General features: G+C 38.9%; 15 protein-coding genes. 14 read left to right on the forward strand and 1 reads right to left on the reverse strand.

Annotation, left to right across the window (positions count from 1 at the left end; genetic code table 11):
• The first annotated feature begins 47 nt into the window (after window positions 1-47).
• Window positions 48-2858: a translation initiation factor IF-2 gene (infB, locus tag D017_RS07185; protein WP_035335613.1), complete on the forward strand. Its 2811-nt coding sequence runs from the start codon at window positions 48-50 to the stop codon at window positions 2856-2858.
• Between the two features lie 325 nt (window positions 2859-3183).
• On the opposite strand, the gene D017_RS07190 is transcribed toward infB, so the two are convergent.
• Window positions 3184-3579: an SPOR domain-containing protein gene (locus D017_RS07190; RefSeq protein WP_035335615.1), complete on the reverse strand. Its 396-nt coding sequence runs from the start codon at window positions 3577-3579 to the stop codon at window positions 3184-3186.
• Window positions 3580-3799: 220 nt separating this feature from the next.
• On the opposite strand from D017_RS07190, the gene D017_RS07195 reads away from it, so the two are divergent.
• From D017_RS07195 to D017_RS07255, 13 genes are all read left to right on the forward strand, one after another.
• Window positions 3800-5098: a c-type cytochrome gene (locus D017_RS07195; RefSeq protein ID WP_035335616.1), complete on the forward strand. Its 1299-nt coding sequence runs from the start codon at window positions 3800-3802 to the stop codon at window positions 5096-5098.
• Between the two features lie 85 nt (window positions 5099-5183).
• Window positions 5184-8255: a TAT-variant-translocated molybdopterin oxidoreductase gene (locus D017_RS07200; protein ID WP_035335617.1), complete on the forward strand. Its 3072-nt coding sequence runs from the start codon at window positions 5184-5186 to the stop codon at window positions 8253-8255.
• Window positions 8256-8286: 31 nt separating this feature from the next.
• Complete coding sequence (nrfD, locus tag D017_RS07205) at window positions 8287-10050, forward strand: NrfD/PsrC family molybdoenzyme membrane anchor subunit (RefSeq protein ID WP_081804656.1); 1764 nt, start codon at window positions 8287-8289, stop codon at window positions 10048-10050.
• 6 nt (window positions 10051-10056) lie between these two features.
• Window positions 10057-10587 (forward strand): DUF3341 domain-containing protein, encoded by a 531-nt coding sequence (locus D017_RS07210; RefSeq protein ID WP_035335618.1) that lies wholly within the window; start codon window positions 10057-10059, stop codon window positions 10585-10587.
• Window positions 10588-10596: 9 nt separating this feature from the next.
• Window positions 10597-11292 (forward strand): cytochrome c, encoded by a 696-nt coding sequence (locus D017_RS07215; protein WP_035335619.1) that lies wholly within the window; start codon window positions 10597-10599, stop codon window positions 11290-11292.
• Window positions 11293-11324: 32 nt separating this feature from the next.
• Window positions 11325-12716: a hypothetical protein gene (locus D017_RS07220; protein WP_035335621.1), complete on the forward strand. Its 1392-nt coding sequence runs from the start codon at window positions 11325-11327 to the stop codon at window positions 12714-12716.
• A 28-nt stretch (window positions 12717-12744) separates the two neighbouring features.
• Complete coding sequence (locus D017_RS07225) at window positions 12745-13827, forward strand: cytochrome c oxidase subunit II transmembrane domain-containing protein (RefSeq protein WP_035335622.1); 1083 nt, start codon at window positions 12745-12747, stop codon at window positions 13825-13827.
• 37 nt (window positions 13828-13864) lie between these two features.
• Complete coding sequence (locus D017_RS07230) at window positions 13865-15688, forward strand: cbb3-type cytochrome c oxidase subunit I (RefSeq protein ID WP_035335623.1); 1824 nt, start codon at window positions 13865-13867, stop codon at window positions 15686-15688.
• Window positions 15689-15853: 165 nt separating this feature from the next.
• A complete protein-coding gene (ruvB, locus tag D017_RS07235) occupies window positions 15854-16876 on the forward strand; it encodes a Holliday junction branch migration DNA helicase RuvB (protein WP_035335624.1) in 1023 nt (340 codons plus the stop codon).
• A gap of 113 nt (window positions 16877-16989) precedes the next feature.
• The gene (locus D017_RS07240; RefSeq protein WP_035335625.1) at window positions 16990-18315 is read left to right on the forward strand and encodes a cytochrome P450; all 1326 of its coding nucleotides are present in this window, start codon (window positions 16990-16992) and stop codon (window positions 18313-18315) included.
• A 2-nt stretch (window positions 18316-18317) separates the two neighbouring features.
• Entirely contained in the window at window positions 18318-19244 is a 927-nt protein-coding gene (gene queG / locus D017_RS07245; protein ID WP_035335626.1) for a tRNA epoxyqueuosine(34) reductase QueG, read from the forward strand.
• Between the two features lie 111 nt (window positions 19245-19355).
• Complete coding sequence (locus D017_RS07250; RefSeq protein ID WP_035335627.1) at window positions 19356-20693, forward strand: MFS transporter; 1338 nt, start codon at window positions 19356-19358, stop codon at window positions 20691-20693.
• Window positions 20694-20737: 44 nt separating this feature from the next.
• On the forward strand, window positions 20738-21691 hold the full coding sequence (locus tag D017_RS07255; protein ID WP_035335628.1) for a sugar kinase: 954 nt from the start codon (window positions 20738-20740) through the stop codon (window positions 21689-21691).
• The last annotated feature ends 80 nt before the right edge of the window (window positions 21692-21771 follow it).

Consider the following 21771-nt stretch of genomic DNA (forward strand, 5'->3'; position numbering starts at 1 on the left):
CCTGCATACGGAAGTAAGTAGGTTAAGAATAAAATTTAGAGCAGTTTATGGCAGCAGCAACAATGCGATTAAACAAGGTATTACGAGAAATGAACATTTCTCTAGATCGTGCCGTTGAGTTCTTAGGAACTAAAGGTATCGAGATAGAGGCGCGTCCGACTACGAAAATCACTACGGAGGTTTACGAGGTGCTTTCGGGGGAATTTCAAACGGATGCCAATAAGAAAGTAGCTTCTAAGGAAGTTGCCGAAGCAAAAGAGAAAGAGAAGGAGGCACTGCGCGCCGCTCGAGAAGTTGAGATCGAAGCAAAAGCTGAGGCAAAAGCCGAAGCGCCTAAAAAACAAGAGGTAGTTAAAGCTAAAGCACAGCTTAACGGACCTAAGCAAGTAGGTAAAATTGATCTTAGTAAACCAGCAGGAAATTTAGCAGATCGTAAGGAGGCTAAAAAAGAAGCTAAGAAAGAGGTGAAGCCAGCAGAAGAAGTTAAACCTGTAGAAGAGGTGAAGGCTAAAGAGGCGGCAACTCCTAAGAAAAAGGAAGCTCCTAGTCCAGCAAGTGAAGCTAAGAAAGAGGGTGGTAAACCTGAAGTTAAAGATAAAGCTCCTGAGAAAAAGGAAAATCCTGCGGTTAAAAAAGAAGATGCAAAAGCTGCAGATTCTAAAGCTAAGAAAGAAGAAAAGGAAGTGCGTCTAGGAGATGAAGTTCTTAAGACGGATTACAAAAAGCTTAACGGTCCTAACTTTACAGGGCAAAAGATTGATCTTTCTAAGTTTAAAAAACCTGAGAAAAAATCATCTTCTTCAGATGATAAGAAGAAACGTCGTCGTCGTATAACAAAACCAGGAAGTACTGGTGGTTCAAAGCCAGGAGGAAACAATTCTCGTGGTGGTAATAATTCACGAGGAGGTAATAACTCTGGAAAAGGTAGAGGACGTGTTGTTAAGGCTGAGCCTACTGAAGAAGAAGTACAAAAGCAAATACGTGAGACTCTTGAGAAACTTCAAGGAAAGTCGAGCAAAGGTAAAGGAGCAAAATATCGTCGTGATAAGCGTGATCAACACCGTCAGAAGACAGAGGATGATCAAGCACAGCAAGATATAGAAAGTAAAATCCTTAAAGTAACAGAGTTTGTTACTGTAAGTGAGGTAGCTACTATGATGGATGTGGGTGTAACGCAAATTATATCGGCATGTATGTCACTTGGAATGATGGTAACAATGAATCAGCGTTTAGATGCTGAAACGCTTACTATTGTTGCAGATGAATTTGGCTATACTGTTGAGTTTGTTACTGCAGATCTTGAAGACGCTATTGAGGATGTTGTGGATTTACCAGAAGATCTAAAAGAAAGAGCTCCTATTGTAACCGTAATGGGTCACGTAGATCACGGTAAGACATCTTTACTGGATTATATCCGCGAGGAAAATGTAATCGCAGGAGAGAGTGGTGGAATCACACAGCACATTGGTGCATATGGTGTTGAGCTTTCAAATGGTAAGAAAGTTGCTTTCTTGGATACTCCAGGTCACGAAGCTTTTACAGCCATGCGTGCACGTGGAGCCCAGGTAACAGATATTGCTGTTATTGTAGTGGCTGCAGATGATAGTATAATGCCGCAAACTAAAGAGGCTATCTCTCACGCACAAGCTGCTGGAGTGCCTATTGTTTTTGCGATAAATAAAATTGACCTTCCAGCTGCAAATCCTGAGAAGATTAAAGAGGGGCTTGCTCAAATGAATCTTCTAGTAGAAGATTGGGGTGGAAAAATTCAATCACAAGAAATTTCTGCAAAGAAAGGAACCGGTGTAAAGGAACTGCTTGAAAAAGTATTACTTGAAGCCGAGCTTCTAGAGCTGAAAGCAAACCCTAACAGAAATGCAAATGGAACTGTCGTTGAGGCATTCTTAGATAAAGGGCGTGGATATGTATCTACTATCCTAGTGCAATCAGGAACACTTAAAGTGGGTGATTATGTCTTAGCTGGTACTACTTCAGGTAAAGTAAAAGCAATGCATGATGAGCGCGGTAAAAAGGTTAAAAAGGCAGGTCCTTCAACACCGGTATCTGTGCTAGGACTTGATGGAGCACCACAAGCAGGTGATAAGTTTGTTGTAATGTCAGATGAGCGTGAAGCAAAAGATATTGCTACTAAGCGTACTCAATTACAACGTGAGCAGAGTGTGCGTACACAGCGTCATATTACACTTGATGAAATAGGACGTCGTATTGCATTAGGAGACTTTAAAGAGCTTAATATTATCCTTAAAGGTGATGTTGATGGTTCTGTTGAAGCGCTTACAGATAGTTTCCAGAAGTTGTCTACAGAAGAAATCGCAGTAAATATTATACACAAAGGTGTTGGTGCGATTACAGAAAGTGATGTGCTTCTAGCTTCTGCATCAGACGCGATAATTATTGGATTTAATGTTCGACCAGCTGGTAATGCTAGGCAGGTTGCAGATAAAGAAGAAATCGATATCCGTACTTACTCAATTATCTATGATGCGATAAATGATCTTAAAGATGCAATGGAAGGTATGCTTTCTCCAGAGATGAGAGAAGAGATATCTGGTACTGCAGAAATACGTGAGACATTCAAGATATCTAAAGTTGGTACCATCGCAGGTTGTATGGTGATGAGCGGTAAGATCTTTAGAAATTCTAACATACGTCTTATCCGTGATAGTGTAGTAGTTTATACTGGTACTCTTGCGGCCTTAAAACGCTTTAAGGATGATGTTAAAGAAGTTGCAAAAGGTTATGACTGTGGTATGCAAATCAAGAATTACAATGACATCAAAATTGGTGATGTAATCGAGGCATTCCAAGAAGTAGCTGTTAAGAAGAAGCTTAAATAGTAGAACAACATATTGAGTTATATAAATCGCTTAGGAGTAATCTTAAGCGATTTTTTTATGCGCTTTCGCGAAAATCTGGCATGCTAGTTATAATGTCTCTTGTGTTGTCCTGGTTGTCTCAATTGAGTTTAGTTGTTCGATTACAGTAGTGGGTTCTAATATGCCTCAGGATGTATTGTTGGTGATGTAGCGGTGGATGTTCTTTTGGCTTTATTGGCGTCTTTTAATGTACTTTATTGAAAAGAAGTAGTTTTCTGAATTAAGCATAAAAAAACCCTTAAAAACAGCTAGGTTGATAAGGGTGTGTAAATGAGGTAAAGTTGCTCTAATCGCGACCATCTGGCTTAAATATGAAAGCACTTGGGAAGTCTTTTTTAATTTCCATTAGTGCTCTGTCTGCCTCGCGTCTATTTCTAAAGCTTCCTATCCATACTTTGTAGTTAGGTGTTTCGTGTTTTATAGACGAAGACCATGTGCCTACACGATTTCTGTATTTTTTTAATGTTGAGCTTGCGGTATTTAAGCTTCCAGAATAGAGTTGTATTTTGTATCTATCTGTTAACTTCCCTTCTTTTTCAAGGTTACTTTTCAAATCAAGAAGCTCAGTGATTCTTTCATCTTGATTTATAGTGGATTGGGCGGTTTGTGCTTTCGCGAAAGCGAAGGAAAACACAGCGGCGGCTAGTGCTAATTGTATGTTTTTAAACGTAATGCCGTTCATAATTGTTTTATTTTTTGTAAAGGTAAAAGATTAAAACTTAAACAAATTAAAATTATTATTTAGAACTGTTATAAATTAATAAGAACCCTCTCAAGGTGTCTTTGAAAATGCAGTTTGTGTAGTATTTTTGCTAACCATTTTGCATGCGAGATTAACAAGCTATTAACAATGCTATTTGTCTAAAATCGTGCCATCTTTTTGAAGCTAATTCAATATTAATATGATACAGGTTAAACGCCAAAATTCATTCTCAAGAGTCCTTACCCTAGCCGTGGTGGTGATTCTTACACTTTCAAGTTCTCTTTTTGCGCAAGACGCGCCTGTTGCTGATGCTAAGGCTGGTGAAGCTTTATTTAAGGCAAATTGTGCTGCTTGTCATAAACTGTATAAGCCTATGACGGGTCCGTTACTTCATCAGGTTTCTGAGAAGTATGACCGTGAGTGGCTGTATAAGTGGATTAAAAATAGCCAAGGGCTTATTAAGTCTGGAGACCCTCTTGCTGTAAAAGTATATGAGGAGAATGGTAATAAAGTGATGAACTCTTTTCCTGCGTTATCAAATGCAGATATAGATAATATCCTTGCTTATACGGATACTCCTAAGCCAGAAGCTCCGGCTCCTACTACGGCTGTTGGTGGTGCAGACGGTAATCAAGGTGGTGGGGTTTCAAATAATCTTATCCTTGCAATTCTTGGGTTTGTGTTGTTGCTTCTTGTGGCTGTGTTGTTTCTAGTGAATAACACGCTAAATAAGTTTGCATCTGCTCAAGGGATTGAAATGCAGGAAGAGGAGAAGCGCAAACCTATATGGAAAGCATTTGTTGAAAATCAATTTTTGGTTTTAGTTTCAGTAATATTCTTGTTGTTAGGTAGTGCTTACTTTGCTTACGGGTGGATGTCACAAGTAGGAGTTGATCAAGGTTATATGCCTGTGCAGCCAATACATTATTCACACAGAATTCACGCTGGTGAAAATGCTATTGAGTGTAAGTATTGTCACTCTTCTGCAAGAGTGTCTAAGCATTCTGGTATTCCTTCTCTTAATGTGTGTATGAACTGTCACAAGTCTATTGCAGAGGTTGCAGGTCCAGAGTCTGAGTTTACATCTGTTACTGAGGATTACTCAAAAGAATTTTATGATAAAGAAATTCAGAAGCTTTATAAAGCTGTGGGTTGGGATGAAGCAACACAATCGTATACTGGGGAAACTCAGGCGGTAGAGTGGGTGCGCATTCATAACCTTCCTGATTTTGCTTATTTTAACCACTCTCAGCACGTGAGTGTTGCAGGTATCGAGTGTCAAAAATGTCACGGTCCTGTAGAGGAGATGGAGGTTATGTATCAACATGCTCCTCTTACAATGGGATGGTGTATTAACTGTCACCGTGAGACTAACGTGAAAATCGAGGGTAATGAGTATTACACGGAGATTCATGAGCAACTTGCTAAGAAGTACGGAGTTGAGAAGGTAACAGCTGCTCAAATGGGTGGTCTGGAATGTGGTAAGTGTCACTACTAAGAAGTGTGGATCATATCCTTAAGGGTGTGTGTTAATCAAAACGAATTATCGATCTAAAGAAGATCACAATTAATAAATTAAGTATATGTCATCAAACAAGAAATACTGGAAAAGTGTCGATGAGCTCCAAGGAGACTCGTCTATCGAGGCGCTAAGACAGAATGAGTTTGTACAAGAAATTCCGACAGATGAATTTTTAGGTGATAAGGAAACGCTTGAGTCTTCAGAAACAACACGTCGTGATTTCTTGAAGTATGTAGGTTTCTCTACTGCCGCAGCTTCCCTCGCAGCTTGTGAAGGTCCTGTTATTAAATCTGTTCCTTACGTAGTGCAGCCAGAGCAAATTGTTCCTGGTGTAGCAGACTATTATGCAACAACAATTGCAGATGGTTTTGACTTTGCAAGTGTTCTTGTAAAGACACGCGAAGGTCGCCCTATCAAGATTGAAAATAACGATCTTGCTAAAGGTGGTTTCGGAGCAAATGCTCGTGTTCACGCTTCTGTTTTAGGAATGTATGATACTAATCGTGCGCAATTCCCTACTGCAGCTGGTGAAGAAGTTTCTTGGTCAGATATAGATAAGGGTGTTGTTGGTGCTCTTGAAGGAGGTAGAAAGGCGGTTTTGCTTACGCAAACATTTGCTAGTCCTTCTACCGATAAACTTATAGAAGAGTTTAAAGCTAAATTTCCAAATGTATCGCACGTAGCGTACGATGCTGCTGGAGAGCAATTTGCTTTGGATGCTTTTGAAATGAAATACGGTTTCCGTGCATTGCCTGATTATGACTTTGCGAAAGCAGATGTTATAGTTGCTGTAGGTGCAGATTTTGTAGGAGATTGGAATGGTGGTGGATATGATTCTGCTTATGGTAAGAAGCGTGTTCCTAAAAATGGAAAGATGTCTAAGCATTTCCAGTTTGAGGCAAACATGTCTCTTTCTGGTGCAAATGCAGATGTTCGTGTGCCATCTACACCGTCGCAACAAAAATTAATAGTACAAGCTCTTGCTGGAGGTTCTGTATCTGGTTTGCCAGAGGGAATAAAGGCAAAAGTTGCTCAAGCTCGTAAGGCTTTACTTGCGGCTGGAGATAACGGACTTCTTATAACGGGAGTACAAGATGTAGCAACTCAAAAAATAGCGCTTGATTTTAACGCTGGTAAGTCTGTAATGGACACTGCTAAGCCTAAGATGACTCGCTCTGGAGATGCACGTAAGATCATGCAGCTTGTAAAAGATATGAATGCTGGGCAAGTAGGAACTCTTATTATGGCGGGTGTAAACCCAGCTTATAGTTTGCCTAATGCTACAGAATTTGTTGAGGGTCTTAAGAAGGTAGAGGTTTCAGTTGCTTGTTCTATAAGAGCAGACGAAACAGCTGCATTAGCTACACATATAGCTCCTGTGCCACATTACCTAGAATCTTGGGGGGATGTGCAAATCAAAATGGGAGAGGTGAGCCTTCAGCAGCCTACGATAAAAGAAATTTTTAACACGCGTCAATTTCAGCAGAGTTTGTTGACTTGGATGGGTGAGGATAAAACATATTACGAGTATCTTAAGGAGACAATGACTGCGGCTGGACTTCCTTTCAATAAGTCTGTTCAAGCTGGTGTTGTTGAAACTAGCGCTTTCGCGAAAGCGGTTACACCTTCAAATACATCAATTACTTCAGATGCTGGATTATCGAGCACATTACAAGAAGGAACTGGTGATTTTGAATTGACGTTGTATACTATGACATCAATGGGTGACGGTACGCAGGCAAACAATCCTTGGTTGCAAGAGATGCCAGATCCGTTAACACGTTGTACTTGGGATAACTACTTGACAATGTCTGAGGCTGATGCCAAAGAGAAAGGATTGTGGTTTGATAGAAGTACATTCTTTACAGAAGCACGTCACAATGCAAATGGTGGTCTTAATGGTCACTATGCAAATATTACTGTAAACGGTGTTACCTTAGAGAATGTTCCTGTAATGATACAGCCAGGTCAAGCTAAAGGATCTGTTGGTCTTGCGGTTGGGTATGGTCGTAAAAACGGAATTCAAGAGGAGATGCAAACGGGTGTAAACGCATTCCCGTTAATGCAGAACTTCCAGACAACTCAAAAAGTATCTATTGAAAAGGTAGGTGGTGTACATGAATTTGCATCTGTGCAACTTCATAATACGTTGATGGGTCGTGGAGATATCGTAAAGGAAACTACGCTTGAGATTTTTAACACAAAAGATAAGCACTCTTGGAACGCTGTTCCGGAGGTAAGTAAAGGTCATATAGAATATGAAGTAACTTCACCAGAAGTTGATCTTTGGGATGAATTTGATCGTTCTGTTGGACATCACTTTAACCTTGCTATAGACTTAAATGCATGTACCGGTTGTGGTGCCTGTGTGATTGCTTGTCACGCTGAGAACAATGTTCCTGTAGTAGGTAAGTCTGAAATACGTCGTAGTCGTGATATGCACTGGTTGCGTATTGATAGATACTACTCTTCTGAGGAGACTTTTGAGCTTGATGATACTAAGAAAAATGACTTCAGTGGGTTAGGTGGTGATCAAGGTTCTCTTGGAGGATTTGGTGAGCTAGAAGATCCAGCGGCAAACCCGCAGGTTGCTTTCCAGCCTATCATGTGTCAGCACTGTAATCATGCACCATGTGAAACAGTTTGTCCGGTTGCAGCATCTGCACACGGTAAGCAAGGTCAAAACCACATGACGTACAACCGTTGTGTAGGTACAAGATATTGTGCAAATAACTGTCCATATAAGGTACGTCGTTTCAACTGGTTCTTGTATAATGGAAATGATGAGTTTGATTACCACATGAATAACGACCTTGGTCGTATGGTAATTAACCCAGATGTAACTGTACGTTCACGAGGAGTTATGGAGAAGTGTTCTATGTGTATTCAAATGACACAGAAGACTATTCTTGATGCTAAGCGTGAGGGGCGTAAAGTGAAAGACGGAGAGTTTGCTACGGCCTGCTCTAACGCTTGTACTAGTGGAGCTCTAGCCTTTGGAGATATAAACGATAAGGAGAGTGAAATTGAAACGCTTAGAAAAGATGATCGTATGTATCACTTGCTTGAGCATGTAGGGACAAAACCTAATGTATTCTACCAGACAATGGTACGTAATACAGAAGAAGCATAATAACAACTAATCTAAAGACTAATTATATAGGATTATGGCGCATTACGAAGCACCTATACGAAGACCACTAGTTACCGGAGATAAAACTTATCACGATGTAACTTTAGATATAGTCGCTCCTGTTGAAGGGCGAGCTAACAAATCATGGTGGATCGTATTCTCTATCGCACTTGTTGCTTTCTTATGGGGAATAGGCTGTATTATCTATACTGTAACAAACGGTATTGGTAGTTGGGGTCTAAACAAAACTGTAGGATGGGCTTGGGACATTACTAACTTTGTATGGTGGGTAGGAATCGGGCACGCAGGAACATTGATATCTGCGGTACTATTATTATTCCGTCAGAAGTGGCGTATGGCAATTAACCGCTCTGCAGAGGCGATGACTATCTTTTCTGTAGTTCAAGCTGGTTTGTTTCCTATTATTCACATGGGACGTCCATGGCTAGCGTATTGGGTACTTCCTATACCTAACCAGTTTGGTTCTCTATGGGTAAACTTTAACTCACCACTACTTTGGGATGTATTTGCAATTTCTACATACCTTTCGGTATCACTAGTATTCTGGTGGACAGGATTGCTACCTGATTTTGCTATGATACGTGATAGAGCTGTAAAGCCTTTCCAAAAGAAGATTTATAGTTTACTTGCCTTTGGTTGGTCGGGTAGAGCAAAAGACTGGCAGCGTTTTGAAGAAGTATCTTTGGTACTTGCAGGTCTTGCAACACCATTAGTACTTTCTGTACACACGATTGTATCCTTTGACTTTGCGACATCGGTAATACCTGGATGGCACACCACGATATTCCCTCCTTACTTTGTTGCAGGAGCGGTATTCTCAGGGTTTGCGATGGTAAATACACTTCTTATTATAATGCGTAAAGTTGTGAGTCTTGAAGCTTACATCACCGTGCAGCATATTGAGCTTATGAACATCGTAATTATGATTACGGGTTCTATAGTAGGTGTTGCTTACATTACAGAATTATTTATGGCGTGGTATTCTGGTGTAGAGTATGAGCAGTACGCATTCTTAAACAGAGCAACTGGACCTTATGCATGGTCGTATTGGGCTATGATGACGTGTAATGTGTTCTCTCCACAATTTATGTGGTTCCCGAAGCTAAGAAGATCTATAATGTTCTCTTTTATCATATCAATTGTTGTAAACATAGGAATGTGGTTTGAGCGTTTTGTGATTATTGTAACTTCACTTCACCGTGATTACTTACCATCATCATGGACAATGTTCTCGCCTACATTTGTTGATATAGGTATCTTTATTGGTACTATAGGTTTCTTCTTTGTGTTATTCTTATTATACGCTCGTACTTTCCCAGTGATTGCGCAGGCTGAAGTAAAAACAATAATGAAGTCTTCTGGTGAGCGTTACAAGAAGTTGCGTGAGTCTGGACAATCATTAGTAGGTACAGGAGCAGATCCTCGTACATCTGGTGGACCGGTTAAAATAAATCTTGACGGGGCTTACATTGCAAAGCCGCAAGAGGTGTCTAAAGGTGAAACTGTTATCGCTGAAGATAGTCATGGTGCAGAATCATTAACTGATCGTCTAGGTTCATTTGATGCTGCTACGCAGAAGGCAGATGATCTCAAAGTGATCAATGGTATTGGACCAAAAATGGAGGAAAAACTTAACGTTCTTGGTATTTATACATACGAGCAGGTGAGTAGAATGACTTCTAAGGAATATACTTTACTTGATAATCTAACTGGATCATTTCCTGGTCGTGCAGAGCGCGATGACTGGGCTGGTCAAGCTAACAATCTTAAATAATTAAGTATGGCATCTACAGTTATACACGCAATATATACGGATGACGATGTTCTCATGAACGCTGTCAAAGAGGTAAAGAAGAAGCATCTTCATATCAATGATATCTTTACTCCATTTCCTGTACACGGACTTGATAAGGCTATGGGTCTTGCACCTACTCGTCTTGCTATCACAGCATTCCTTTATGGGTGTGTTGGAATTACAGTAGCTACGTTAATGATGAACTTTATAATGATTGAAGATTGGCCACAGAACATTGGTGGTAAGCCTTCTTTTAGTTACATTGAGAACATGCCGGCTTTTGTGCCTATTATGTTTGAACTTACAGTGTTTTTTGCTGCGCACTTAATGGTAATTACTTTCTATTTAAGAAGTAGATTGTGGCCATTTAAAAAGGCAGAGAACCCAGATGTACGTACAACAGATGATCACTTTCTCATGGAAATTGATGCAACTGGTAAAGATGGAGAAGAGCTCGCAAACTTTCTAGTTACAACAGGAGCGGTAGAGATTAATTTAATTGCAAACGAAGCATAAGCCAACGCAATGAAGAATATATTTAAAATAGCTGTTTTATTAATTGCCTTTGCAAGTGTAATCTCTTGTCAAGACGATAGTAAGCCTAACTATCAGTATATGCCTAACATGTATGAATCTGTAGGTTATGAGACATACGGTAAATACGAGGTTTTTCCTGACGGTTATGAGCGACTTGAACCAGCAGAAGGTTCTGTTATGAGAGGTTGGATGCCTTATGATTTTGAAAACACTCCAGAAGGTAAAGCTTCCGCGAAAGCGAACTTAAAAAATCCACTTCCTCTTACTGAAGATAACTATGTTAAGGGTAACGAACTTTATAATATTTATTGTTCTATCTGTCATGGTGTTAAAGGGGACGGAAAAGGTAATCTAGCAAAACGCGAAAAGATTCTCGGTGTACCTGCATACAACGATGCTGGTAGAGCTATCACAGAAGGGAGTATATACCACGTAATGTACTATGGTATAAACTCTATGGGATCTTATGCATCACAAATGACAGAAGATGAACTTTGGATGGTTGATCATTATGTAATGGGTCTTAAGGATGCATTAGATGGTAAGCCACAGAAGGAATTTACAGCTTCTGAAATTATCTCTGAGATGACTGAGGGTAAAATCGATACTGATTTAAACGAGGGTGCAGTAGACGCTGTCCCTGGTCCAGAATCGGAGCCAATGAATGCTCAAGGTCACGAATAAAACTAATTAACGGAACAACCGATATTTAAGATATGTACACATTATCTAAGAACTTAAAATTATCAGCTATCATATTTATGGTAGTAGGGGCGTTGTTATTCGCAGTTGATGCGGTACTCATGCCATCCACAATAGCAGATATCGAAGCTATGCATGCTGGTGATGATCACGGAACAAGTCATGATGCAGCTACATCTGGTGGAGATCATGATACACACGAGGGCGTTGCATCAGCAAAAGGTCACGGAGATGATCATGCAGTTGCTAGTCATCAAGCAGAAGAAGGTCATGCAATGAGCGAAGCAGAACACAATCAACACCTTCTAGATGGATATAAGAATAAGCCATGGTCTGCTGTATACGTAGCGGCATTCTTTTTCTTCATGATTTCATTAGGATGTTTAGCGTTTTACGCTGTTCAATATGCAGCGCAGGCTGGATGGTCTCCTTTATTGCTTAGAGTAATGGAAGGTATTACTGGCTATTTATTGCCAGGTAGTATTATTATGCTAGTATTATTAGCGCTTTCCGGATTCCATTTTAACCATATCTTCCACTGGATGGCAGACGGTATTACAGACCCAGCTAGTGAAAACTATGATAAGTTAATTGCTGGAAAGTCTGGTTGGTTAAATGTGCCTGGACTCCTAATTAGAGCGGTTATCTTCATTGGTGGTTGGAATGCTTATAGATTCTTTGCTGTAAAGTTTTCTAAAGAGCAAGATGAAGCAACAGATAACAGATCACACAAGAAGTCATTTAAACTTGCTGCTGCATTCTTAGTATTCTTTTTATACACTGAGTCAATGATGTCATGGGATTGGATTATGTCCATTGATCCACACTGGTTTAGTACGCTATTTGGATGGTATGTACTTGCAGGAATGATGGTTTGTGGTATCACAACAATCGCTCTAATAACTATGATACTTAAAGGTGCAGGTTATTTACAAAGTGTAAACGATAGTCACATACATGACCTTGCTAAATTTATGTTTGGATTCAGTATTTTCTGGACTTACTTATGGTTCTCGCAGTTCATGCTTATTTGGTATTCAAATATTCCAGAAGAAGTAACGTATTACATACAGCGTATAGAAGATTATAACCTACCATTCTTTGGAATGCTTGTAATGAACTTCCTATTCCCATTATTAATACTTATGAATAGTGATTTTAAACGTGTAAACTGGTTTGTAGTTATGGCTGGTATCGTTATACTGTTAGGTCATTATGTTGATATATTCAATATGGTTATGCCTGGTACAGTTGGACAGGCTTGGTCGTTTGGATTTGTAGAGATAGGATCTCTTATGTTTTTCTTTGGATTATTTGTACTTATCGTATTTACGTCTCTTACAAAACGTCCATTAGAAGCTAAGCGCAATCCGCTTATTGAAGAAAGTAAGCACTTTCATTATTAGAATATAGATATAAAGAAGTTAGAAAGCAATGACAGGTTTATTAGCACTCATCGTAGTAATTCTATTTGTAGTCACGCTTTGGCAGATGTCAAAGATCTTTAAACTATCACAGTTTAATAAAAAGACTAATAGCGAGACGGCTCAAGTAGCTGACGACAAAGACAACCGCATCAATGGAAAATTGATGTTATGGTTTGCCATAGTATTTTATTTTATAATGGCATACTGTTTTATTAATTACAGTAAATTTTACCTGCCAGAGGCCTCTTCAGAGCATGGAGCGGATTATGACAATTTGTTATTTATCTCATTAGCACTTATCATGTTTGTGCAAGTTATAACACAAGCATTACTGCATTACTTTGCTTATAAGTATAGCGGAAAGAAAGGGCAGAAGGCACTTTTTTATGCAGACAACGACAAATTAGAATTTATCTGGACTATTATTCCAGTTATCGTTCTTGCTGGTCTTATTATCTATGGTCTTTTTACATGGTCTGATATTATGAACTTTGAAGAGGACGAAGACGCCATTGTAGTAGAGCTTTATGCTAAACGTTTTGGATGGCAAGCTAGGTATGCTGGAGAAGACAATATTTTAGGTAATGCTAACGTAAGGTTTATAGAGGGAGCAAACACTGTTGGAGTTGATGAAAGTGATGCAGATGCAATGGATGATAAGATCACTACAGAACTACACCTTCCTGTGGGGCGTCAAGTAATCTTTAAACTGCGTTCACAAGATGTTCTTCACTCGGCATATATGCCACACTTTAGAGCACAAATGAATGTCGTGCCTGGAATGATTACTCAGTTTTCATTTACGCCTTCAAAAACTACAGCCGAAATCCGTGATACGGATTACATGAAAGATAAAATGGCTACCATCAAGGAAATTAGAAAAGAAAAGAATAAGGTTTCTATTGCTGCTGGAGACGGCCCAATAGATTCATACGACGAATTTGACTATTACTTGCTATGTAATAAGATTTGTGGAGCTTCACACTATAACATGCAAATGAAGATTGTTGTTGAGACCCAAGAAGAGTATGATGCTTGGATTGCAGAACAAGAAACATTTGGTAGTTCTATTGCAGCGGCTCAAGAGTAAAAAAAAGAAAAAGAAAAATTAACTAAAGAATCAAGGTATGGCAGCACACGCACCAACAGCAGATCATGGTCATGACGATCACGAGCACCACCACGAGCAAACTTTTGTAACAAAATATATCTTTAGTACAGATCATAAGATGATCTCAAAGCAGTACTTAATCACTGGTTTGATAATGGGTATTATAGGTATCGGAATGTCATTGATATTCCGTCTTCAACTTGCTTGGCCAGATCACCAATTCACTATCTACGAAGTACTCTTAGGAGACTGGGGTAAAGATGGTGTAATGGATCCAAATATTTATTTAGCACTTATTACTATACACGGAACCATCATGGTCTTCTTTGTACTTACCGCTGGTTTGAGTGGTACATTTAGTAACTTATTGATTCCACTTCAAATTGGAGCTCGAGATATGGCTTCAGGATTTTTGAACATGGTATCCTACTGGTTATTTTTCCTTTCGTCAGTAATCATGGTTCTTTCTCTTTTTGTAGAGTCTGGTCCAGCTGCTGCAGGATGGACAATTTACCCTCCATTATCAGCATTACCTAACAGCATTCCGGCTTCTGGTATGGGAATGACATTATGGTTAGTTTCTATGGCTATCTTCATTGCTTCCTCTTTATTAGGATCTTTGAACTATGTTGTAACTGTTATTAATCTACGTACTAAGGGTATGTCTATGACAAGACTTCCTCTTACTATCTGGGCTTTCTTTGTAACGGCAATTATTGGTGTGGTTTCATTCCCAGTACTATTATCTGCGGCATTAATGCTTATTATGGATAGAAGTTTTGGTACGTCATTCTTCTTATCTGATATTTATATTGGAGGTGAAGTATTACATAACTCTGGTGGATCACCTGTATTATTTGAGCACCTTTTCTGGTTCTTAGGTCACCCAGAGGTTTATATTGTATTATTACCAGCATTAGGGATTTCATCAGAAATTATTTCAACTAATTCACGTAAACCTATTTTTGGTTACCGTGCGATGATTGCTTCTATTCTTGCGATTGCATTCTTGTCAACTATAGTATGGGGTCACCACATGTTTATTTCAGGGATGAATCCTTTCTTAGGATCTGTATTTACATTTACAACTCTGCTTATTGCGATACCATCTGCAGTAAAGGCTTTTAACTATATTACAACCTTATGGAAAGGTAACTTACAGTTTAATCCTGGTATGTTATTTTCTATAGGTCTTGTATCTACATTTATATCAGGTGGTCTTACAGGTATTATCCTAGGAGATTCTACACTCGATATTAACGTACATGATACCTATTTCGTAGTTGCTCACTTCCACTTAGTAATGGGTATATCTGCTCTTTATGGATTATTTGCAGGAGTGTATCACTGGTTCCCTAAGATGTTTGAAGGTAAGATGATGAACAAAAACTTAGGCTATGTTCACTTCTGGATCACAGTAATTGGAGCATACGGTATTTTCTTCCCTATGCACTTTATTGGTATGGCTGGACTACCTAGACGTTATTACACAAACTCGGCTTTCCCATACTTTGATGATTTATTAGACGTTAATAAGGCGATAAGTATCTTTGCATTTATAACTGCAGGAGCACAACTAGTCTTCTTATATAACTTTATCCACTCAATGTTCTATGGAAAAGTAGGAGAGCAAAATCCTTGGAAGTCTAACACATTAGAATGGACAACGGGTCACAAGCATATTCACGGTAACTGGGCAGGTCCTATACCAGAGGTACAACGTTGGCCATATGATTATTCTAAACTGAATAAGGATGGTTCAGACTACGTTATTCCTGGTCAGGATTTTATTCCACAGACGGTTGCTCTTCAACCTAATGAAGAAGAAATGAATCACTAGATATTTATTATTTAGATTTATAAACCCACTCTATTGAGTGGGTTTTTTCTTTTTATGCTTTCGCGAAAGCGTACTAATTATGATGAAATTTTATGAGTGCTCATGAGTTTACTTTATCTATGAGCCAACACTATTTCTTATCTTTGATTGAAAGCACAGCTATTTATGAATGAGCATTTAGACCCCACAAACGAAGGTTTTTCTAGAGAAGATGTAGATGTCGAAAAGGCGTTAAGACCGCTATCCTTTGATGATTTTGCGGGTCAAGATCAGGTGCTTGAAAACTTGAAGATTTTTGTTCAAGCAGCAAATCTTAGAGGAGAGGCGCTGGATCACACTTTATTTCATGGGCCTCCGGGTCTGGGAAAAACAACTCTCGCAAACATTCTTGCAAACGAGCTTGATGTAAACATCAAGATAACATCAGGTCCGGTACTTGATAAACCAGGTGATCTAGCTGGATTACTTACTAATCTTGATGAGAGAGATGTACTTTTTATTGATGAGATACATAGATTGAGTCCCATAGTAGAAGAATATTTGTACTCAGCTATGGAGGATTATCGTATAGACATCATGATTGAAACCGGGCCTAATGCTCGAAGTGTACAGATTGATCTCGCACCATTTACACTAGTAGGCGCTACAACACGCTCTGGATTGCTCACAGCACCTATGCGAGCACGTTTTGGTATTTCAAGTAGATTACAATATTACACCACAGAATTGCTTACCACCATTGTAGAACGAAGCTCTAACATATTAGGGGTCCCCATTTCTATGGAAGCAGCCATTGAGATAGCTGGTAGAAGTAGAGGCACTCCTCGTATTGCAAATTCATTGCTTAGACGTGTGCGTGACTTTGCACAGATTAAAGGCAATGGTAGTATAGACATTGCTATTGCAAAATATAGTCTAGAGGCACTTAATGTGGACGCTCATGGACTAGATGAGATGGATAATAAAATACTTGCGACTATAATAGATAAGTTCAAAGGTGGTCCAGTAGGGATCACAACACTTGCTACTGCCGTTTCTGAAAGTGCAGAAACTATTGAGGAAGTATACGAGCCATTCTTGATACAACAAGGTTTTATCATGCGTACACCTCGAGGAAGAGAAGTTACAGAAGAAGCTTATAGGCATCTAGGTCGATTAAAAGGACCTGTGCAGGGCGGGCTTTTTTAATTAGTCGATGGAGCATGCATGTTTAATTTGGAATGATTCATATTTTTTGAAAGCCTAGATTATGTTAGTTTCAATCAAGCCGTATCTTTATAATTGACCCTTGAAAATAGTATATGGCAGATCAAATCCCAGCAGTATCCGTGTTTAAATTTCTTGCAAATGCAGGAAGTATCCTTAAGAATCCTCTACCTTTTCATAAAGAAAACTTTGAGTCAAAAGGTGATACTTTTAAACTAAAGCTTGGTTTTGGCAATGATGTTGTCTTTTCAAGAGATCCAGAATTTGCCAAATATGCACTTCAGAAAAATCAGCGCAACTATGGTAAGTCTCCTATCCAAACTAAGGACTTAGCAAAATACGTTGGAAGAGGTCTTCTTACTGCAGAAGGTGATCACTGGAAGAAGCAGAGAAAGCTAATACAGCCAGCATTTCATAAAAAGCAGTTAGCACAATTACTTGATGCAATGCATGAGGTAATTAAAGAAGAGCTTTTGCGTATTGAAACATATAAGGCTTTTGACGTGTTTGAAGTTTTTAATGATCTTGCATTTATGACTGTCGTTAAGGCATTGTTTAAAACTGATGTAGATCGAGACAAAATAAATAGATTACAATACATCACAGAGCAAGCTCAAAAGATGCTTGTAAAAGAACTTCGCCAGCCATTTAAAGCATGGTATTTTAAGTATGGTGGACCTATAGATAAGCATCTCGCTCTTACACAAGAGGCGAGAATTATCCTCAAGGAGCTAGTGCAAGAGCGTAAGAACAGCGGTGACAAGCCTGGTGATTTACTTGATATGCTTCTGGATTCTCAATACGAGGATGGAGGATTTATGGAGGAAGAACAGCTTATAGATGAAATTCTCATTCTATTTTCGGCAGGGCATGAGACTACGTCAAACGCACTTACTTTTACAGCCGAGCTCCTTGCTAGAAATCCCAGTTGGCAAGATAAGATTTATGAAGAATACGCTTTCGCGAAAGCGAACTCTACCAATCTCAATGAGTTTTTAAGAAATTGTAATCTTACTAAACAAGTACTTGAGGAATCAATGCGCTTGTATCCACCGGCATATTTTATAGATCGTGTGAATATTGAAGATGACGAGCATAATGGCATGAAGATACCTGCGGGTTCTAATTTGCTATTTTCTGTGGTAGAAATTCATAAACATAAGGACTTCTGGGATCGAGCAGATCAATTTGATCCTACTAGATTTGATGAGAATGCAGGGATGAAGCATGCGGCATATTTTCCTTTTGGGGCGGGTCCTAGAATGTGTATAGGTAATAATTTTGCTATGTATGAGATGATACTAGCCGTTACTGAGCTAGTGGCTACGTTCAAAATTACTCCAAAAAGCACGCCTATTGAAATATTACCACTTATCACCTTAAAGCCTAAAAATGCATTACTGGAGTTTATATCGAGGTAGTAATGATTGAAAATCGAGCAAAACATACTGCATTCATTAAAGCCGAAGCTACTCGCTTAGGTTTTATGTCTTGTGGAATAAGTAAGGCTGGTTTTCTAGAGGAAGAAGCACCGCGACTTGAGTCATGGCTTAAGCAAAATATGAATGGTGAAATGCAGTATATGGAGAACTACTTCGATATGCGTCTTGATCCTACGAAGCTCGTGGAGGGCTCAAAAAGTGTTATTTCTCTTTTACTTAATTATTTTCCTCACGAAATTCAAAATGAAGATTCGTACAAGATATCTAAGTATGCTTATGGCCGCGATTATCATTTTGTGATAAAGGATAAGCTCAAAGAATTTTTACATAACATTCAAGAGAACATAGGAGATGTGCACGGTCGAGCTTTTGTAGATAGTGCTCCAGTGCTTGATAAGGCATGGGCAAAAAAAAGCGGATTAGGCTGGATAGGAAAGCACAGTAATCTACTCTCAAAAAAGACAGGGTCTTTTTACTTTATTGCAGAGCTGGTGATTGATCTAGATCTAGAATACGACACACCTGTTACAGATCACTGTGGGAGTTGTACTGCTTGTATAGATGCATGTCCCACAGATGCTATTGTTGAGCCTTATAAAGTAGATGGTAGTAAGTGCATAAGTTACTTTACGATAGAGTTAAAGAATCAAATACCTGATTATGCAAAGCCACACCTAGACGATTGGATGTTTGGTTGTGATGTATGTCAAGACGTATGCCCTTGGAATCGTTTTTCAAAGGCTCATAGTGAACCTCTATTTGATCCTCATCCTGCATTACTAGCTAATTCAAAAAAAGACTGGGAAGAAATTACCCAAGAAGTGTTTTCAGAAATCTTTAGAAAATCTGCAGTAAAGCGCACCAAGTATTCGGGTTTACAGCGAAATATTGATGCGTTAAAAAAATAACTAAAGAGCGTGTTGTTATTGCGAAATTCCTAAAAATGAAGTCGCTTAATGTTATCTTAATATTTTTGCTGATATTACTGTCTTGAATCATAATAAAAACCCTGCATATTTATGAATAAAGTACTCAGTAGTATCAAAAAGCCTAACCTATCCTTCTGGCAAATATTCAATATGAACGTTGGTTTTCTTGGAATTCAATTTTCATTTGGACTTCAACAAACGGCCATAAATCCAATATTCTTATACCTGGGAGCTGCCGAAGATTTGTTGCCTATTCTTAATATTGCTGGTCCTATTACAGGATTGATAGTGCAGCCTATTATAGGCGCGATAAGTGATAAAACCTGGTCGCCTAAGTTTGGAAGAAGGAAGCCATTTTTTCTCATAGGTGCCCTCATAGGTAGTATCTGTTTATTTGCATTTCCATTTAGTCCGGTGTTATGGGTAGCAGTTGCATTGCTGTGGATACTTGATATAGGGAACAACATGGCCATGGAGCCTTATAGAGCGTTAGTAGGGGATAAGTTACCACAAAAACAGCTGAGCCTTGGTTATCAAATGCAAAGTCTTTTTGTAGGTGCAGGAACAGTGATTGCCATGCTCTCTATTATATACTTTCAGGAAATTTTTGGTGTTGCCGAAGAAATCGTAGGGAGCATACCGCAGTGGTTATACTACTCATTTTTTATAGGTGCCATATTATCTATCACCACCATATTATGGTCTGTAAGCAAGACCAAAGAAATACCACCCTCTGAAAATGAAATGGTAGAAATAGAAGGATTTAGAAAATTATCCTTTGTACAGAAATTTATACATCCATTTGTTGAGATTGCTCAAACTGTAAAGACGATGCCTGCATTTATGTGGAAGGTTGCAGGGGTGTACCTTTTTCAGTGGTATGCATTATTTGTATACTGGCAGTTTAATGTTCCTATGTTTAGGGATACCCTAAATTTCACTATTGGGGAAGCGGCATCGCAATCTGCAAAAATGAGTTTGACTTATAATTCTGTGACCATGGTTGTTGCGCTTGTGCTCGTCCCGCTCACGTTAAAGTTTGGTGGTAAGAAAATTTATGCAGCAAGTTTGTTAGGTACAGCTCTTGCTATGTTTTTGATTCCATATATAAACGATGCAAATTTAGTATTGGCGCCTATGATTCTGTTTGGAATAGGCTGGGCTGCAATGATGGGAATTCCATACACAATGGTTTCCAAGATTGTACCACAAACTAAACGTGGTATTTATATGGGTATATTGAATATGATGATTGTGATACCTATGGCAATCGAGACTGTTACTTTTGGTCCTATCTATAAATATTTACTTGATGGTAATGCTACAAATGCAATATTATTTGCAGGAGTGTTTTTCTTAATATCGGCTATTCTAGCACTTAGGTTAACACCTAAGCAAGCACAAGAGGTTTATAATCAAGCAGAGTAGTTAGTAGTTGACATCATTTATAAGTATCAAAATTCTAAAAAGGCGTGAGTAGAGATATCGACATCATATGTGTAGGTGAAGTTCTAATAGACTTTATAGGGCACCAAAAGGAAGTGAGAATAGATCAAACTAGGGATTATCACAGATATTTAGGCGGTAGCCCTACAAATGTGGCAATGAACTTAGCACGTCTAGGGATGAATGTGAAGCTTGCTGCGACTAGAGGAGATGATGGTTTAGGTCTATACATAGAAGAAAAACTAGCTGAAAATGGAGTGCAAACGGATCTTGTAAGAACAGATGCACAAAACCCTACAAGTGTAATATTTGTGTCGAAAACGACGGGAACGCCAGACTTTATTCCATACCGTTATGCAGACACAAAAATCACCGAAGATCAAATTCCAGATGAGCTTATTGAAAAGACCTCTATCTTTCATACCACAGCGTTTGCATTAAGCAAAAACCCTGCTCGTAAAACTATTTTAGACAAAGCTAAGAAGGCCTTTGAGGCTGGCTGCACTTTAAGTATAGACCTTAATTACTCGCCACGTATTTTTCCAAAGCGAGAAAAAGCAATGGAAACTTTTAGAAAATACTGTTCATATAATCCGCTAGTGAAGATTAGTGAAGACGATATGGAACGCTTGTTTGGAGAACGTAAGTCTCATGATGAGATATTTGATTTCTTTCACAACGATTTCGGCGTGGAGCTGGTTTGTCTCACGTTGGGTTCTGATGGTGTTAAGCTTTCGCGAAAGCGTAAAAACAAATCTCAAGAAGTAATAGAACTACCAGCAGCGAGAGTTGAAAATATTCTTGACGCTACAGGTGCTGGAGATGCTTTTTGGAGCGGTTTTCTATTTGCATATATAAAAGAATATGAAATCAAAAGATGTTTGAAAGTCGCACTGTCGCTAGCTGCAATAAAATTACAGCACGTAGGTAGGCTCCCTCAAAACGTAGATATCTTAACCCAACTGTTAGATTTTAAATAGTATGCTGTCATAGAACGATAATCGACTATAGCTTATGTGACCTATTAGGAAATCAGTATTTTTGTAAGTCAAATACAAAT

Source organism: Dokdonia sp. PRO95 (genome assembly GCF_000355805.1).
Lineage (GTDB): Bacteria > Bacteroidota > Bacteroidia > Flavobacteriales > Flavobacteriaceae > Dokdonia.

Coding starts and splice junctions, on each gene's coding strand:
- D017_RS07220 (WP_035335621.1), top strand. CDS start 11,325: ATGTACACATTATCTAAGAACTTAAAATTATCAGCTATCATATTTATG.
- D017_RS07215 (WP_035335619.1), top strand. CDS start 10,597: ATGAAGAATATATTTAAAATAGCTGTTTTATTAATTGCCTTTGCAAGT.
- D017_RS07210 (WP_035335618.1), top strand. CDS start 10,057: ATGGCATCTACAGTTATACACGCAATATATACGGATGACGATGTTCTC.
- D017_RS07225 (WP_035335622.1), top strand. CDS start 12,745: ATGACAGGTTTATTAGCACTCATCGTAGTAATTCTATTTGTAGTCACG.
- D017_RS07230 (WP_035335623.1), top strand. CDS start 13,865: ATGGCAGCACACGCACCAACAGCAGATCATGGTCATGACGATCACGAG.
- D017_RS07190 (WP_035335615.1), bottom strand. CDS start 3,579: ATGAACGGCATTACGTTTAAAAACATACAATTAGCACTAGCCGCCGCT.
- queG (WP_035335626.1), top strand. CDS start 18,318: ATGATTGAAAATCGAGCAAAACATACTGCATTCATTAAAGCCGAAGCT.
- D017_RS07250 (WP_035335627.1), top strand. CDS start 19,356: ATGAATAAAGTACTCAGTAGTATCAAAAAGCCTAACCTATCCTTCTGG.
- D017_RS07195 (WP_035335616.1), top strand. CDS start 3,800: ATGATACAGGTTAAACGCCAAAATTCATTCTCAAGAGTCCTTACCCTA.
- infB (WP_035335613.1), top strand. CDS start 48: ATGGCAGCAGCAACAATGCGATTAAACAAGGTATTACGAGAAATGAAC.
- D017_RS07240 (WP_035335625.1), top strand. CDS start 16,990: ATGGCAGATCAAATCCCAGCAGTATCCGTGTTTAAATTTCTTGCAAAT.
- D017_RS07200 (WP_035335617.1), top strand. CDS start 5,184: ATGTCATCAAACAAGAAATACTGGAAAAGTGTCGATGAGCTCCAAGGA.
- ruvB (WP_035335624.1), top strand. CDS start 15,854: ATGAATGAGCATTTAGACCCCACAAACGAAGGTTTTTCTAGAGAAGAT.